Below are 15401 nucleotides of genomic sequence, written 5' to 3'. Positions count from 1 at the left end.
ATTAGTAGTGTTATTAAATTTTAATTCTAAAACCTCCATAAAACATACGTCCCATAATAGGCGCATATATAATAGTAGTATCAAAGTTGGGGCCAAAAGGGTCGTCAGCCCCTAAAACCGGATTATCTTGTTGTACTCCGGATAAGTTCTCTCCCCCTACATATATTTCAAACGTATTAGAGAACACTTTTGTTATCTGTGCATTCATATGATTATAGGGCGATGATGTAGCCGCCAGTTGATATGCTACTGGATTTGAACTCGTATCCGGCAATCGTTTTTTTCCAACGCTGTGCAGAGTATAGTCAAACTTCCACTTGGAACCATTTTCCTTTGCTTTTGTCTCATAACCAACATTGCCAAAGAATATATCTTGGGCCTGTAACGGCTTCTGAAGACTTCCGCTTTGATAATCGGTTTTTACGTCATAATTTTTATACGCAACCCGCAAATCCAAACGAGGCAAAGGTTCATAATTCACTTCAACCTGAAAACTCTTTGCCTTACTATCTCCTTCCAGATTATAAAATAAGACTTCTTGCGAACTTTCCCAATCTACTACAACCTGATTTTCAAAATCGGTAATGTAATAGTCTACCGAGATATCTCCTTTTCCATTCAGAAAATTAAACCCTTGCAAAAAACTTACCCCATAATTCCATGCATCCTCGGGATCAAGACCGTATACTTCTCCGCTAGAGTTTAAGATTTTTATCTCACGTGCCGAAGCAAAAAGCTGTTGGTTCTCCGCAAAAATATTGGCTGCGCGCTTACCCCTACCAAAAGAACCTCGTAAACTTCCCTTTTCCCAAGGTGTATATCGCATGTGGAATCTTGGGGTAACGAACGTACCCAACCTATTGTGGTTGTCTACACGAACACCGGCAGTAAGACTTACCTTTTCCAAATTCTCATAACTATATTCAAAAAAAGCACCTACCGAACGGTCTTCCCTAGAATAATCAGTAGCGGTTACCATTTCATCATAACCGTCATAAGCAAAGGTCAATCCTGTTTTAAACTTGTTGCGTGTATCTCCTATGATAGAGTTGAAAAGCAAATTGGTGTAGATGCTCTCATGGTTAATATCATAAGTTCTAAAACCAAAATACGAATCCTGTTTGTGTAAACTATAAGCCGTTTGAAAACCGAAACTCTGAAATGGCAACTCCGGAAAAACGTAACCCAGTTTTAAAGAAGTATCAAAACGGCGGGTGTTAATTTCACTCCCCCATACTTCGGCCTCATTCTGCAATCCGTTTGCTCCATCCACCCTATCCGTATCAGGGTTAAAATCTACCTCTCCAACTTGCTTTTCATCATTTAAAAATCGGACGTTAAAAAAGCTTACCCAACCCTTCTCCGCATCTTGGTACTGCCAGCGGTTCATTACGTTGATTTGGTCTGCCAGGGGAGCATCAAGAAACCCATCTCCATTATCATCTTCTTTTTGGGTTCTTTTATTTCCGTGGATATAAAGTCCAGTGCTCCATTTTTCGGACAACTTTTTATTAAAATGGGTATTCAACTCATACCGGCCGTTCTCATTACCATATCCATTTATAAAAATAGAACTATCTGTTAAAGGTTTAACCAATTCCGTATTTATTTGACCTGAAATACTCTCATAGCCGTTTACCACGCTACCCGCACCTTTTGTAATCTGAATACTCTCGATCCATGTTCCTGGCGTAAAAGTGAGTCCGTACGCCTGTGAAGCACCGCGCACCATTGGAATATTTTCTTGGGTAATCATTAAATACGGGCTGGTAAGCCCCAACATCTCAATTTGTTTTGTTCCCGTTAACCCATCGGATAGGTTTACATCTATTGCGGGATTGGTCTCAAAACTTTCAGCCAAATTGCAACAGGCCGCCTTTAACAACTCCGCACTATTTACGGTTACCGTATTTTGTGGGCTAAAGTAGGTTTTTTGAATATGGTCCCGTTCCTGTTGCACCACCACTTCTTCCAGCTCATTGGAGGGCTTTAAACCGTGACGTACAGTTTTAGGGGCATTTACCAATAGGGTATCGGACTCATAGCCCACATAACTAATGATCAGCTTATTGTATTTCTTTTTATAAGGAATGGAGAATTTTCCATCTATATCCGTTACTACTCCTATTTGGGAATCCATCCAATATACATTGGCCCCCGCAAGTCCTAACGGATTACTATTGCCTGCTTCCACCACTGTTCCATCTACCTTTTCTTGAGAAAAAGAGAGCCAAGGCAATAACAAGGAAAGTGTTATTATTAATTTATTCATCTATTTAATTGAATTTTCTATTGTCAATTTGTTTGTTTTATTCGCAGTCCCCTATTGGAACAACCCAATAAAATTAGACCCATAGCCTAAAGAGAAGCTACCTTACCACATGAGATGTTCCGATTAAACCAACCGAAACCATACTACACGGTACAGCACAAAAAATTGAAGAAAATCAAATTAAAAAGACAGCATCAAGTAATTGAATATCCTTGATTATTTTGGGAGGATTGTAATGACCGTACGGAACATGTTTAGCCTCTACTGGCTCAAAAAGAGCCCCATAAGAATAAACGAATGCAACCAAAACCATTTGCTGGTCAAGGTTAAAATCGTTAAAAGAAGGTTTTACATCGTTTTGCCCTTCCATAGCGATCAACTCACTATTACAGCATGACATTTTATCTACGGTAGAACCTATATTCTCATCCAAAGACATTGCCATGCCACAATCCTGGGCATCCGAGAAAAATGCAACATCCACAAGATGCCCCATACAATAGTGCTTTTCTACTTTAAAGGAAGTAGTAGAAACCAACAGCACCAACGCCATGAAGCAAGCAAAATAAGAATGTAACTTTCGGTTCATTAAGGCAAATTTATGAAATAAACTGCCATTCTTATTTTTAACCCTGGTCTTTAACTAAAAAATTAGAGTTTCCCCTAATTCATGATTAAATGAATTTAAAATTGACATTTAGGGCAATAAAATAGAATTAGATCGTTGTAGAGGTACTAATTATAACGGATAATACTTACAGTACATCCGATTCACTAACCGTTTTCAATTTAAAATTTTAGTAATGAAGAAGAATATTAGATCAGTAGTAAAATCTGGATTTGCAATATTTGCATTAGCCTTTATGGCATCTAGCTGTAGTAGCGATGAAGGTTCTGTTTTTGACACTCCCACAGATCAGGAACAAGAAAATCCTGACGGATCAAACACAGCCACATTAATAATCAATGAAAATGATAGCTCCAATGACGTTTTAGTTGCTGAAGCGTCCGGTGAAGTAGGCGCAACCGTTCCTGGACGTATTATTTATACTTCCGTAAACAACCAAAAAAGATTGTACATCACCCAAAACATATCAGGAAGTGGAGATATGCCTTTTAATAACTTCAATATAGAAGGTAAGGACCTTAAAAAAGCATTAAAAGGTGATGGTTCTGTTGACTTAGATGGAGATACCCAAAAAGCTATTGACTTTACTTTTGAACTTCCGGTTCCTGATATTGACAATGGAGAAATAGTATACAAATTCTGGACTACGACCGGAAAGGGAGATTTTAGGGATGCCACTAAAAGAAAAGCATTGGGCGTAGGTACAATTACCGTTACAGTTGGTAATGGCACAAACGCTGCCGCCGAGGTAAGATCTTTTACAGATGTAAAATTATTTGCACCAGATGAATTTGGCAAGACCGAAACATTTTTTTCCCTTCTGAACGGCACCGAGTACAGAATAGATAGCGGCCCTGAATTTAGAGCGTTTTGGGATTTTGGATATTACTACGGGGCTTCTGGTGATTCTGCAAATGACAAAGCTTCCTTTGCCTCTACTGCAACCTATAATGATGTATTTCCTTTTGACGTTAAAGGTCTTGAAGCTGATGATACCGAGGAAAATGCCGCAACAGAAACCTTAAACCACATGTATTTTGACCTATCATCTACTACAACAGCTGAGTTTGATGCAATTGTCTTAGCGGGTGAACTAAATTTCATAAACGAAACCACCTTTGAATCAAGAACAAATCTTGCTGTTGGCGAGGTAATTGAGTTTGTGGACGAATATGGTAAAAAAGGTCTTATTAAAATTACAGATATAAAGGCCGGCTATGGCATTACGGACTACATTGTCTTTGACGTGAAAGTACAACCATAAAATATTTTAAAATATTGAAAAGAGGGTGTCGTTAATTCGGCACCCTTTTTTTGTTTACAAAAGCTTATTTTTGCACAAAAAATTAGCATGTTCAACACATTACGCACCCAAGCGTCTTCCATACTACACTCTACCGAAACAACCGTAGAAAACAGACTGCAAAACCTTTGCGAGCTTCTTAAAGATACCGTTCCCCATTATGATTGGGTAGGGTTCTATTTTAAAAACGGCAATAAGGAAGAATTAAAATTAGGCCCTTATGCAGGCGCACCTACCGATCATACAATTATACCTTTTGGCAAGGGTATTTGTGGCCAAGTTGCAGTATCCAATCAAAATTTTGTTGTACCGGACGTTAAGGCTCAGGATAATTATATTGCCTGCAGTATTACGGTAAAGGCAGAAATTGTGGTTCCACTATTTATTAATGGTGAAAACGTTGGTCAAATAGATATAGATTCCAATACCCCTGATCCGTTTACGGAAGAAGACGAACGCTTTTTAGAGTTTATAAATACCGAAGTGGCCAAAATATACATCCCATAACCCATACCTAAAAGCACTTTTTTAATATATCAATGCCGTTTATCGATGCCACCCCGTGTTATTTGACACGAATCAGTTTAAAACTTTAGCTGTTTTGTTGATAACCTCGGCTATTTTTTCTTTCAAAAAAAGTACTTTTGCGTGTCTTTTTAACTTAGTAACAACATCCTATTAAAATGAGCATCAAAAAAGCTTCTTCTGCACTTATTTCCGTATTCCATAAAGATGGACTAGAACCTATCATTAAAAAATTCCAAGAATTAGGAATTACAATCTACTCCACCGGAGGAACCGAGAAGTTCATAAAAGACCTAGGTGTTGATGTTGTGCCCGTAGAGGACGTAACCAGCTACCCTTCTATATTAGGAGGAAGAGTTAAAACTTTACACCCTAAAGTTTTTGGAGGCATCCTTAACAGACAGGACAATGAAAGTGATGTTGCCCAGTTAGAAGAATTTGAAATTCCACAATTGGATATCGTTATCGTAGATCTTTATCCTTTTGAAAAAACCGTAGCCAGCGGTGCTCCGGAACAAGATATTATTGAAAAGATCGATATAGGCGGTATTTCTCTTATACGTGCCGCTGCCAAGAACTTCAAAGATGTGCTTTGTGTTTCTTCTATGGAAGACTACGCAGATTTCTTAAACATTATCACAGAAGGTAACGGAAGTACAAGCCTAGAGGACCGCAAGCGTTTTGCTTCAAAAGCTTTCAACGTTTCTTCTCACTATGATACAGCTATTTTCAACTACTTTAATAAAGAACAACAAGAAGCTACGCTTAAAATAAGCGAAGAAAAGGGCCAAGTTTTGCGTTATGGGGAAAACCCACACCAAAAAGGGTTCTTCTTTGGTGATTTTGAGGCCATGTTCAACAAACTACACGGCAAAGAATTATCGTACAACAACCTTTTAGATGTTGATGCAGCAGTTAATCTAATGAACGAATTCAAGAACGATGCGCCAACTTTTGCCATATTAAAGCACAATAACGCTTGTGGCCTTGCACAACGCGAGACCATTCACCAAGCCTATGTAGATGCCTTGGCCGGTGATCCCGTTTCTGCTTTTGGAGGTATTTTAATCAGTAATGTTGAAATTGACAAACCTACGGCAGAAGAAATTCACGGCTTGTTCTGCGAGGTAGTTATAGCGCCAAGCTATTCTCAAGAAGCACTTGACATACTAAAAGGTAAAAAGAACCGCATTATTCTTGTTCAGAATGATGTGGCGTTGCCAGATACTTTGGTCAGAACTTGTCTTAACGGATATTTAGTTCAAGACAAAGACCATAGAACGGATGCCATAGAAGATTTACAGTACGTAACCAACACTAAACCATCGGAACAGGATTTGGAAGATTTAATTTTTGCTTCCAAATTATGTAAGCATACCAAGTCCAACACAATTGTCTTGGCTAAAAACAAACAATTATGCGCTAGCGGAACAGGGCAAACCTCTCGTGTAGACGCTCTAAATCAAGCAATTCATAAGGCTAAATCGTTTAATTTTGACCTTGAAGGAGCCGTAATGGCGAGCGATGCGTTCTTTCCTTTCCCAGATTGTGTAGAGATAGCCAATAAAAGTGGTATATCTAGCGTTATACAGCCGGGCGGGTCTATAAAAGACCAATTGAGTATTGATTACTGTAATGAAAACAACGTATCTATGGTTATGACGGGCACCCGTCATTTCAAGCATTAATTTCATTACTTTTGTCGATGAAACACACCCCTATCAAGCTAGTAACATAACCAAACAAGATTACAAATGGGATTTTTTGATTTCTTGACTGAGGAAATCGCCATCGATTTAGGTACGGCGAACACCCTTATCATTCACATGGACAAGGTAGTTGTGGACAGCCCGTCCATCGTTGCTCGTGACCGTATTTCAGGCAAGATAATTGCCGTAGGTAAAGAGGCGAACATGATGCAGGGCAAGACCCACGAAAACATTAAAACAATACGCCCATTAAAAGATGGGGTTATTGCAGATTTTGATGCATCGGAAAAGATGATCAATATGTTCATCAAGAATATCCCTGCTTTAAAAAAGAAATGGTTTCCACCTGCACTTCGTATGGTCATCTGTATTCCTTCCGGTATTACAGAAGTGGAAATGCGTGCGGTAAAAGAATCTGCAGAACGTGTAAACGGTAAAGAAGTTTACTTAATCCATGAGCCAATGGCAGCGGCTATAGGTATTGGGCTGGACATTATGCAGCCAAAGGGAAACATGATCGTAGATATAGGGGGCGGTACTACAGAAATTGCCGTTATAGCCCTTGGAGGAATCGTTTGCGATAAATCCGTTAAGATTGCAGGTGATGTTTTCACTAACGATATTATTTATTACATGCGTACGCAGCACAACCTTTATGTGGGTGAGGCTACTGCAGAGAATATAAAAATAGAAATAGGTTCGGCTACCGAAGATTTACAGACACCTCCGGACGAAAAATCGGTACAAGGTCGTGATCTATTGACAGGAAAGCCTAAGCAGGTCCAAATTTCATATCGTGAAATTGCGAAAGCATTGGACAAATCCATTCTACGTGTGGAAGATGCCGTAATGGAAACACTTTCCCAGACTCCACCGGAACTGGCCGCGGATATTTACAACACCGGTATTTATTTAGCTGGTGGTGGTTCTATGTTACGTGGATTGGACAGAAGACTATCACAAAAGACAGACCTACCTGTATATATCGCAGAAGACCCGTTACGTGCCGTAGTTAGGGGTACAGGTATAGCACTTAAAAACTTAGAGCGCTACAAGAGTATCCTTATCAAATAAAACCTAAAGATTTCGGGGCGATTTCAAAAGGGTTTAAATTTTATTTCCATTCGGAATTGCTTCGCAGGTTTCACCAAATCCATTAGTGAATGCAACAGATCATCAACTTTATCATACGATATAAGAATTTCCTTCTTTATGTCTTATTGATGATTGTTTCTTTGGGCTTTACGATACAGTCTCACTCGTATCACCAATCCCGTTTTTTCAACTCGTCCAACTGGATTACAGGCAATATCCTAGAAACCTCAAATGATGTTTCTACCTATTTTGGCCTGGATAAGGAAAACGAGAAGCTAATGCAGGAGAACGAGTACCTGCGCAAGCTGCTCTTCAACAAAAAGGAAATAGACTCCACCATCTTAGATTCGGTACAACTAACATATACTATTACTACGGGTAAAGTCATTAAGAACAGTTTCGCGGACCCCCGCAACTACGTTACCATAAATAAAGGCAAAAAGGATAGTGTTAAGCCGGATATGGGTGTAATTACCAGCAAAGGTATTTTGGGCATTGTAGAAAACACCTCGAATAATTTTGCCACGGTACAGTCTATTTTAAACGAAAAATCCAACATAAACGCCAAAATAAAGAATACCGACCATTTTGGCTCTTTGGTATGGGATACAAAAAGATACAATGTGGTGCAGTTGGTAGATATACCTAGATTGGTGCCACTTACCATTGGAGATACTATTGTAACCGGAGGAATGAGTAGTATTTTTCCAGAAAACATACCTATTGGAACCATTAGAAAATTTGACCTAAATACTTCTAAAAGTTTTTACAACATAGATGTAGCCCTATTTAACGATATGACCAACATCAAGAACGTCTACATCATAGATAATTCTTACCGCGAAGAAATTTTAGAACTAGAAAAACAAACGGAGACCAATGGTCAGTAACTACTACTTCTTAAACGTCATTCGTTTTATACTACTAGTACTGGTACAAGTGCTTGTGTTCAATAGGCTCAACTTCTTTGGGTTTATAAACCCTATGGTCTACATTCTGTTTCTTTACTGGTACCCCATAAAAGAAAACAGGGCGGCATTTATAGGTCTTGGCTTTTTACTAGGCATTGCAATAGATTTCTTTTCGGATACGATGGCCATACACGCAGCATCTACCATTACAATAGCCTATATGAGACCCGCAATTATGCGATTTGTTTTTGGTGTTAATTTTGAATTTCAAAGTTTTAAATTAAGTAACACCACTAGGGTACAACAAATTACGTATTTGGCGTTATTAATTATAGTACATCACTTTGTTTTCTTTACTCTGGAAATTTTTAGTTTGGCTAATTTCCTATTAATTTTGAAAAAAGTATTGGCTACGGGCACCGCAACTCTTATTCTTTGCTTATTATTTGGTTCACTGTTTAGTGTTCGCAAAGAGTAAATAAGCGTAAAAAATTATAAACCTCTTTAATCAAAAATTTCATCTAAGATGAAAAAGCTGTTATTATCATCCATTATCGTAATTATTGGTATTACGTTTCTCGGCAGGCTTTCCTATCTGCAGATATTCAGCTTTTCCCCTGATCAAGTTTTAGAAGACCCCGCAATAAAACGGGTATATGATTATCCTGAGCGCGGTTATATTTACGATAGAAATGGGGAGCTTTTAGTAGGTAACGATCCAGCTTATGATGTCATGGTCATACCTCGTGAGGTTCGTGAGCTAGACACATTGGAACTTTGTGGACTCCTAAAAATAGATAAAGAAAAATTTAAAAAGGAACTACGCAAAGCTACCATTTATTCGCCGCGACTTCCTTCAGTTTTTGTTCCTCAACTCTCCAAAGAAGATTACGCAAAACTTCAGGAGAAAATGCGCCACTATGCCGGTTTCTACATCCAAAAACGTTCGCTACGTTATTATGATACCAATAGTGCCGCAAACGTATTGGGTTACATTAGTGAAGTAAACGAACGTGATTTGGCAAAAAACCCCTATTACGTACAGGGTGAACTTACCGGCCGTACAGGTGTAGAAAAAGTATATGAAGATATTTTAAGAGGAAGAAAAGGCGTACAATACATTCAAAAAGATAGGTTCAACAGAGATATTGGACCCTACAAAAATGGAACCTTGGACACCCTACCGGAACAAGGTTTTGAAATAAATATTACTATAGACAAGCATCTTCAAGAGTATGGAGAGCGCCTTATGCACGGAAAATGGGGCGGTATTGTCGCCATTGAACCGTCTTCCGGAGAAATATTGTCCATGATTTCAGGGCCTACCTATGACCCATCTCTTTTGGTAGGGAGAAAAAGGTCCGCAAATTACAGCAAACTACACTACGATTCAATCTCCAAACCAACGTTTGACAGATCTATTTCATTTGAAAAAAGTCCAGGTTCTCCATTCAAGGCCATTAATGCTTTAATTGCATTGCAAGAAGGAGCCATTACACCATCTACTACATTTACTTGTCACCACGGCTTTTTTATCGGCAGAAGTAAAAAGGGCTGTCACTGTGGTGGCGGCGTAAGAACGTTGAACAACGGAATCTACAAATCATGCAACGCTTATTTTGTAGGTGCCTATAAAAAATTATTTGAACAATTCCCATCCAATAGCGACGCTATGGATGCCTGGGAGAAGCATGTTAGAAGTTTTGGACTAGGGTCTTATCTAGGCTCCGACCTTTACACGGGAAGGCCTGGTAGTGTTCCCAGTACCGCCCTGTACAATAAATGGTATGGAGAAGGAGACAAAAGATGGTCTGCCACTACCACCTACTCCAATGCCATTGGACAAGGAGAGGTAAACGTTACACCAATACAGTTGGCCAACATGACCGCTGCTATAGCCAACAGAGGCTTTTTCTATACGCCCCATGTTCTTAAAAAAATAGACGGCAAAGAAATAAGTATTCCAGATTTTGTAGAGCCAAAGCACACTACTATTGATAAGCGACATTTTGAACCTGTAATTCAAGGTATGGCAGACGTTTATCACAAAGGAACGGCACAATACATACAAATACCGGATATTGAAATTGCAGGAAAGACTGGTACCGTAGAGAATTTTATAAAAATAGATAGCGTCAAGACCCAATTAACGGACAACTCGGTTTTTGTGGCCTTTGCCCCAGTAGAAAACCCCAAAATTGCCATAGCCGTATACATTCAAAACGGATACTACGGATCTAGGTACGCCGGACATATTGCCTCTTTGATGATTGAAAAATACCTTAAAGGCGAAATCACCAGAAAAGACCTGGAAAAAAGAATGCTAGAGCGAACTTTGGAAAGTGAATACGCTAAACCATATAGTGGCAAAGAATTTAAAATAAACGAATACGATTGGAGCAAGCATTCTATAAAGTACCAAGAACAAGCAACCCAATCAGAACAATAGCATATGGCCGGTAAAAGTGTCCTTAAACGTATTGATTGGCTTTCTGTTCTATTTTACGTACTACTTCTGACCATAGGTTGGGTAAACATTTATTCAAGTACTTTTTCGGAAAGTGATTCTTCCATATTTGATTTTGGAACATTACATGGCAAGCAACTTTTCTTTATACTTACCAGTTTTGCATCTATTGTAATCCTCCTTGCTCTTGAGGCCAACTTCTATGAACGGTTCTCCAGTGTACTCTATATCATATCAATGGTACTACTACTGGGCTTATTTGTCTTTGGGAAAACCATAGCAGGAGCTACCTCATGGTATGATTTGGGCTTTTTTAACCTTCAGCCATCCGAGCTGGCAAAAGTAGCAACAGCCTTGGCCTTGGCCAAATACTTAAGTGATATACAGACCGATATAAAACGAAATAAAGATCAGCTCTACGCCTTCTTGATTATTTTAATTCCGGCTATATTGATTATACCTCAACCTGACCCGGGTAGTGCACTAGTCTTTTTCTCTTTAAGTTTTGTGATTTTCAGGGAAGGCCTACCTATCTACTATCTAGGGATTGCCTTTTTTGCCATCCTTATTTTCGTAACAACCTTAATGTTCGGTACCATTTGGATTACCATAGGCATTGCTTTGATCTTGATACTTTTCTTCCTATTAAAAAAGAAAAAATTTAAAGTTCCAATAATACCTACCGCAATAGCTGTTGTTGTAACCATTCTGTTTTCCCTTTCCGTTGATTTTGTTTTTAACAACGTTTTTGAGCAACGCCACCGTGACCGGTTCAGTCTTTGGTTACGTCTTGAAAAGGACCCTGCCAAACTGGAACACATTAGAAAAACCATTGGCTACAACACGTATCAATCTGAAAAAGCCATTGAATCCGGCGGTTTTTTTGGCAAAGGCTTTTTAGAAGGAACACGAACCAAAGGTGATTTTGTACCTGAACAGCATACAGATTATATTTTTAGTACCGTTGGTGAAGAATGGGGTTTCCTGGGAACGGCAACAGTGGTACTTCTCTTTACTTTTTTATTATTACGACTTGTTTATCTTTCAGAAAGACAGAAAACCGGTTTTGCCCGAATGTATGGTTATGGGGTAATTTCTATTCTACTCATACATTATTTTATAAATATTGGTATGGTAATAGGTGTACTTCCAACAATTGGTATTCCCCTACCCTTCTTTAGTTATGGTGGATCAGGGCTATTGTTTTTTACGGCCCTCCTATTTATTTTCTTAAAGTTAGATGCCAACCGCCTTAAGGAAGGTATTTAGAATATAGCAACGATAAAGAAGAATAGCACATCTTAGAATTTAAACTTCCAACTGCTAGTATCTACCGTACTTTCTACTTTAACCTGAAGTTGTTTAGGAAGCTTTTCAAAAAAATCGACACCTGTTCGTTTTTCTACCTCATCAACAGAAACACTAAATTGTTTTAAAGGTTTCGTGCTCTGCTTTCCTTCCATCAAAAAAGCTAGCACCTTTAGGTTCTCCCCAGCTCCACGAGATATAATTTTGTAATAATATTTAGGCACATCCACATCTTCATCCCCTATCTCTTCCAAGCCTTTTTCCAAAACTCCAGCCGTAACCACAAAAATCTCTCCGTATTGTTTGGCCCACATTCGCACTTGCATCTCCAGTTCATTCCATACTCCCGCGTTAAATTCGCGATTTTGAGGACTAATATTACTCGTGTAAAATGTTTCATTATAGGCCTGCTTGGAGAATCTTCTATCTCCCGCCGGGCATAAATGCCCTCTATCATAACCGGAACCCTTATAATTTCTCCAATCTGCAGATTTTGTTCTTACCTTGGGATCCTCAATAAAATAAGGTCGTTTACGGTCATCATAGGTCAAATGTTCTTTCTTTAATGTGTACGCCACCCATTCCGCTTGCTCATAAGGTTCATTATACGATAGTGTATAATGACTGTGCTCAACCACATCTCCTGTTGTTGAACTGGGCATAAGGGTACCGGCTATGGTGGTTTTTGGTCCATTTTCGGTTTGCTGCGAATAGGTATTCGGTGTATAAAAATTTTCGAATAACCAAAAAGCACCTATACAAACCAACATTAGAACAGAGTAGATGAGCTTATTCTTTTGAGTCTTATTCATTCTTCAAATGTACTATAAAATCAATAGGTGTTGAACTAGCTTAAATGTAAGTAAACGCTAAAAAATTCGACAAATAAGCACATTTCATACAATGCAATGTATTTATTTTGTATTATCTAATTCAATGAACAATTAGTTTAAAAGAAAGGAAAACTATGCTTACATGGAAAGATGTAATCAATTTTAGCGTTAAAGGGAATCCTCAGCCGGACAGAAGAGTAGAGAAGACCGAGGCAGAATGGCATGAACTCCTTACCCCGGAACAATTCAGGATTACCCGAATGAAGGGCACTGAACGGGCACACACCGGTGCACTTTGTAGTGCGCATGATGCAGGCAAATACAACTGCATCTGTTGCAATGCACCGCTGTTCGATTCTACCATTAAATTCGAATCGGGTACAGGTTGGCCCAGTTTTACTCAGCCTATAAAAGAAAATGCTATTAAATATGAGAAGGATTCCTCATTTGGTATGGTACGCGTAGAGGTCATGTGCAATACTTGTGATGCACATCTAGGACACATTTTCCCCGACGGGCCCGAACCTAGCGGATTACGCTACTGTATTAATTCAGAATCTATGCAATTACAAAAAGAAAGTCTTAAAAATGAGCAATAAAAATCTAGAAATAGCCACACTTGGCGGCGGATGCTTTTGGTGTATAGAAGCTGTCCTGCAAGAATTAAAAGGAGTTGCGAAACTAGTATCTGGTTACACGGGCGGTACCGCTCCCGGAAAACCAACATATAAAGAAGTCTGCTCAGGCCTTACAGGTCATGCAGAGGCGGTTCAGGTTACTTTTGACCCTTCGGTAATTTCATATCAAGATTTACTGATTGTGTTCATGACCAGTCATGACCCTACTTCACTTAATCGCCAAGGGGGAGATGTTGGAACACAATACCGTTCCGTAATTTATTACCATAACGATACGCAAAAGGAAGTTGCCGAAACCGTAATTAAAGAGTTGGCATCTTATTTTGAAGACCCTATTGTTACAGAGTTGAGTCCGCTATCCGTATTTCACGATGCCGAAGACTATCATCAAGATTATTACCGTAATAACACCACACAGGGTTATTGTAGCGCAGTAATTACACCGAAACTGGCAAAACTAAGACAAATGCATGCCGATAAGTTAAAACAGCCGCTAACTAGCTCGTAACCAATTTAGCGCAGCTAATCTACAGGAAACCGTAATTGGTCTTTCAAATTAAAAAAAATGGGTTTTAAGAAAGTAATTTTACCTCACAATCTTAAAACCCATTTCTATGAAAACCACACAACTTTACTACCGTATTGCCCTTTCTTTATTTTCATTGGCCATCGTATATGCCGTAGCCAACTCCTTTTTTAATTACGAAGCCGTAGTTATGAAATTTGAAGATTTAGGCTACCCTCCTTATTTAATATTTGCATTGGGAACGGCTCAATTACTAGGTCTTTCCGTTCTTATTTTTAATAAAAGCTCTTGGATAAGAGAATGGGCCTATGCCGGCTTTTTCTTAAATCTTGCATTTGGTATAATAGCACATCTAATGGTAAAAGATGGAAATGGCGCCCCGGCCGTATTCTGTATTATTGCCCTTTACGTAACATTCGTACAAAATAAAAAACTTAATGAGCAGGCTACATCTGCAACTGAAGACACACATACTAAACCTACGCTAAAAACTGTAGCATGATTTGGGCGCTACAGCTTTATTTATTGCGACTTAAAAGACCTGCTAAACAGCAGGTCTTTTTATTTTAGTGCCACCGCAAGTCCTAATCATATTTTACGACTAAACTTATAGACATTAATTACTATAATTACTATGGAAAAGATAGCTTTAGGTGGTGGTTGCCATTGGTGTACGGAAGCAGTATTTCAGTCTTTAAAGGATGTTGACAAAGTTGAACAAGGTTTTGTATCATCTACGGGGATACATACTAGTTTCTCCGAAGCAGTCGTGGTTCGCTTTAACCCTAGTGTCATTACTTTAAAAGACTTAGTAGAAATACATCTGCACACCCACAAAAGCACATCTAACCATAGCATGCGTTCCAAATATAGGTCTGCTATCTATACGTTTTCTGACCGGCAGTTGCACGAAGCGAATGCCATCTTAAACGAACTGCAAGTAGATTTTAAGGATAGACTCATTACGAACGTACTTCCTTTCGATTCCTTTAAACCCTCTACGGTTGCATTTCAAAATTACTACTACCGCAACCCTGAGAAACCGTTTTGTCAAAATTATATAAACCCAAAAATTAAACTGCTCTTTAAGAAGTTCAGTATACACGCAAAGGCAAATTCAATTGCGAACCTCTAAATAAAAAAGCCCTGACACAAATGCATCAGGGCTTATTCTATATAAGTATAT

15 protein-coding genes are annotated in these 15401 nt (G+C 38.8%); 12 read left to right on the top strand and 3 right to left on the bottom strand.

Annotated features, from left to right (window positions below; all coding sequences use genetic code 11):
- Nucleotides 1-13: 13 nt before the first annotated feature.
- Both KO513_RS13820 and KO513_RS13815 read right to left on the bottom strand, forming a co-directional pair.
- A complete protein-coding gene (locus KO513_RS13820) occupies nucleotides 14-2272 on the bottom strand; it encodes a TonB-dependent receptor (RefSeq protein WP_215913845.1) in 2259 nt (752 codons plus the stop codon).
- Between the two features lie 175 nt (nucleotides 2273-2447).
- Complete coding sequence (locus KO513_RS13815) at nucleotides 2448-2861, bottom strand: HYC_CC_PP family protein (RefSeq protein ID WP_215913844.1); 414 nt, start codon at nucleotides 2859-2861, stop codon at nucleotides 2448-2450.
- Nucleotides 2862-3075: 214 nt separating this feature from the next.
- On the opposite strand from KO513_RS13815, the gene KO513_RS13810 reads away from it, so the two are divergent.
- The 8 genes from KO513_RS13810 (at nucleotide 3076) to rodA (ending at nucleotide 12179) form a co-directional block, all read left to right on the top strand.
- On the top strand, nucleotides 3076-4164 hold the full coding sequence (locus tag KO513_RS13810) for a hypothetical protein (protein WP_215913843.1): 1089 nt from the start codon (nucleotides 3076-3078) through the stop codon (nucleotides 4162-4164).
- A gap of 87 nt (nucleotides 4165-4251) precedes the next feature.
- On the top strand, nucleotides 4252-4710 hold the full coding sequence (locus KO513_RS13805; protein ID WP_215913842.1) for a GAF domain-containing protein: 459 nt from the start codon (nucleotides 4252-4254) through the stop codon (nucleotides 4708-4710).
- Nucleotides 4711-4886: 176 nt separating this feature from the next.
- The gene (gene purH, locus KO513_RS13800; RefSeq protein WP_215913841.1) at nucleotides 4887-6416 is read left to right on the top strand and encodes a bifunctional phosphoribosylaminoimidazolecarboxamide formyltransferase/IMP cyclohydrolase; all 1530 of its coding nucleotides are present in this window, start codon (nucleotides 4887-4889) and stop codon (nucleotides 6414-6416) included.
- A 66-nt stretch (nucleotides 6417-6482) separates the two neighbouring features.
- Nucleotides 6483-7511, top strand: coding sequence for a rod shape-determining protein (locus KO513_RS13795; protein WP_013992538.1), 1029 nt, complete (start codon nucleotides 6483-6485; stop codon nucleotides 7509-7511).
- Between the two features lie 89 nt (nucleotides 7512-7600).
- Nucleotides 7601-8422, top strand: a complete 822-nt coding sequence (gene mreC, locus KO513_RS13790; RefSeq protein ID WP_215913840.1) for a rod shape-determining protein MreC — start codon at nucleotides 7601-7603, stop codon at nucleotides 8420-8422.
- Complete coding sequence (locus KO513_RS13785) at nucleotides 8412-8921, top strand: rod shape-determining protein MreD (protein ID WP_215913839.1); 510 nt, start codon at nucleotides 8412-8414, stop codon at nucleotides 8919-8921. The genes mreC and KO513_RS13785 overlap by 11 nt, the downstream gene beginning before the upstream one ends.
- Nucleotides 8922-8969: 48 nt before the next feature.
- Nucleotides 8970-10892, top strand: a complete 1923-nt coding sequence (locus tag KO513_RS13780; protein ID WP_215437898.1) for a peptidoglycan D,D-transpeptidase FtsI family protein — start codon at nucleotides 8970-8972, stop codon at nucleotides 10890-10892.
- A gap of 3 nt (nucleotides 10893-10895) precedes the next feature.
- A complete protein-coding gene (gene rodA, locus KO513_RS13775; protein WP_215437896.1) occupies nucleotides 10896-12179 on the top strand; it encodes a rod shape-determining protein RodA in 1284 nt (427 codons plus the stop codon).
- Between the two features lie 32 nt (nucleotides 12180-12211).
- Here rodA and KO513_RS13770 read toward each other — a convergent pair whose 3' ends face one another.
- Nucleotides 12212-13030, bottom strand: coding sequence for a DNA/RNA non-specific endonuclease (locus KO513_RS13770; protein WP_215913838.1), 819 nt, complete (start codon nucleotides 13028-13030; stop codon nucleotides 12212-12214).
- Nucleotides 13031-13185: 155 nt separating this feature from the next.
- Here KO513_RS13770 and msrB point away from each other — a divergent pair, with 155 nt between their 5' ends.
- The 4 genes from msrB to KO513_RS13750 all read left to right on the top strand — a co-directional run bounded on the left by msrB (nucleotide 13186) and on the right by KO513_RS13750 (nucleotide 15350).
- Entirely contained in the window at nucleotides 13186-13650 is a 465-nt protein-coding gene (gene msrB, locus KO513_RS13765; RefSeq protein WP_215913837.1) for a peptide-methionine (R)-S-oxide reductase MsrB, read from the top strand.
- Nucleotides 13640-14197, top strand: coding sequence for a peptide-methionine (S)-S-oxide reductase MsrA (msrA, locus tag KO513_RS13760; RefSeq protein WP_215913836.1), 558 nt, complete (start codon nucleotides 13640-13642; stop codon nucleotides 14195-14197). Before msrB ends, msrA begins: the two co-directional genes overlap by 11 nt.
- A 106-nt stretch (nucleotides 14198-14303) precedes the next feature.
- Nucleotides 14304-14717: a DoxX family protein gene (locus tag KO513_RS13755; protein ID WP_215913835.1), complete on the top strand. Its 414-nt coding sequence runs from the start codon at nucleotides 14304-14306 to the stop codon at nucleotides 14715-14717.
- 132 nt (nucleotides 14718-14849) lie between these two features.
- A complete protein-coding gene (locus KO513_RS13750) occupies nucleotides 14850-15350 on the top strand; it encodes a peptide-methionine (S)-S-oxide reductase (protein WP_215913834.1) in 501 nt (166 codons plus the stop codon).
- Nucleotides 15351-15401 lie beyond the last annotated feature (51 nt).

Origin of the sequence: Zobellia sp. B3R18, assembly GCF_018860715.1 — a bacterium.
Classification (GTDB): Bacteria; Bacteroidota; Bacteroidia; order Flavobacteriales; family Flavobacteriaceae; genus Zobellia; species Zobellia russellii.
The sequence above is the reverse complement of the archived record's forward strand: the minus strand, read 5'-3'. Positions and strand labels throughout refer to the sequence as shown.

What these genes read in the sequence shown, in the direction of transcription:
- KO513_RS13810 (WP_215913843.1), top strand. Translation starts at nt 3,076, where the DNA reads ATGAAGAAGAATATTAGATCAGTAGTAAAATCTGGATTTGCAATATTT.
- rodA (WP_215437896.1), top strand. Translation starts at nt 10,896, where the DNA reads ATGGCCGGTAAAAGTGTCCTTAAACGTATTGATTGGCTTTCTGTTCTA.
- KO513_RS13750 (WP_215913834.1), top strand. Translation starts at nt 14,850, where the DNA reads ATGGAAAAGATAGCTTTAGGTGGTGGTTGCCATTGGTGTACGGAAGCA.
- mreC (WP_215913840.1), top strand. Translation starts at nt 7,601, where the DNA reads ATGCAACAGATCATCAACTTTATCATACGATATAAGAATTTCCTTCTT.
- KO513_RS13755 (WP_215913835.1), top strand. Translation starts at nt 14,304, where the DNA reads ATGAAAACCACACAACTTTACTACCGTATTGCCCTTTCTTTATTTTCA.
- KO513_RS13815 (WP_215913844.1), bottom strand. Translation starts at nt 2,861, where the DNA reads ATGAACCGAAAGTTACATTCTTATTTTGCTTGCTTCATGGCGTTGGTG.
- msrA (WP_215913836.1), top strand. Translation starts at nt 13,640, where the DNA reads ATGAGCAATAAAAATCTAGAAATAGCCACACTTGGCGGCGGATGCTTT.
- KO513_RS13770 (WP_215913838.1), bottom strand. Translation starts at nt 13,030, where the DNA reads ATGAATAAGACTCAAAAGAATAAGCTCATCTACTCTGTTCTAATGTTG.
- KO513_RS13795 (WP_013992538.1), top strand. Translation starts at nt 6,483, where the DNA reads ATGGGATTTTTTGATTTCTTGACTGAGGAAATCGCCATCGATTTAGGT.
- purH (WP_215913841.1), top strand. Translation starts at nt 4,887, where the DNA reads ATGAGCATCAAAAAAGCTTCTTCTGCACTTATTTCCGTATTCCATAAA.
- KO513_RS13785 (WP_215913839.1), top strand. Translation starts at nt 8,412, where the DNA reads ATGGTCAGTAACTACTACTTCTTAAACGTCATTCGTTTTATACTACTA.
- KO513_RS13820 (WP_215913845.1), bottom strand. Translation starts at nt 2,272, where the DNA reads ATGAATAAATTAATAATAACACTTTCCTTGTTATTGCCTTGGCTCTCT.
- msrB (WP_215913837.1), top strand. Translation starts at nt 13,186, where the DNA reads ATGCTTACATGGAAAGATGTAATCAATTTTAGCGTTAAAGGGAATCCT.
- KO513_RS13805 (WP_215913842.1), top strand. Translation starts at nt 4,252, where the DNA reads ATGTTCAACACATTACGCACCCAAGCGTCTTCCATACTACACTCTACC.
- KO513_RS13780 (WP_215437898.1), top strand. Translation starts at nt 8,970, where the DNA reads ATGAAAAAGCTGTTATTATCATCCATTATCGTAATTATTGGTATTACG.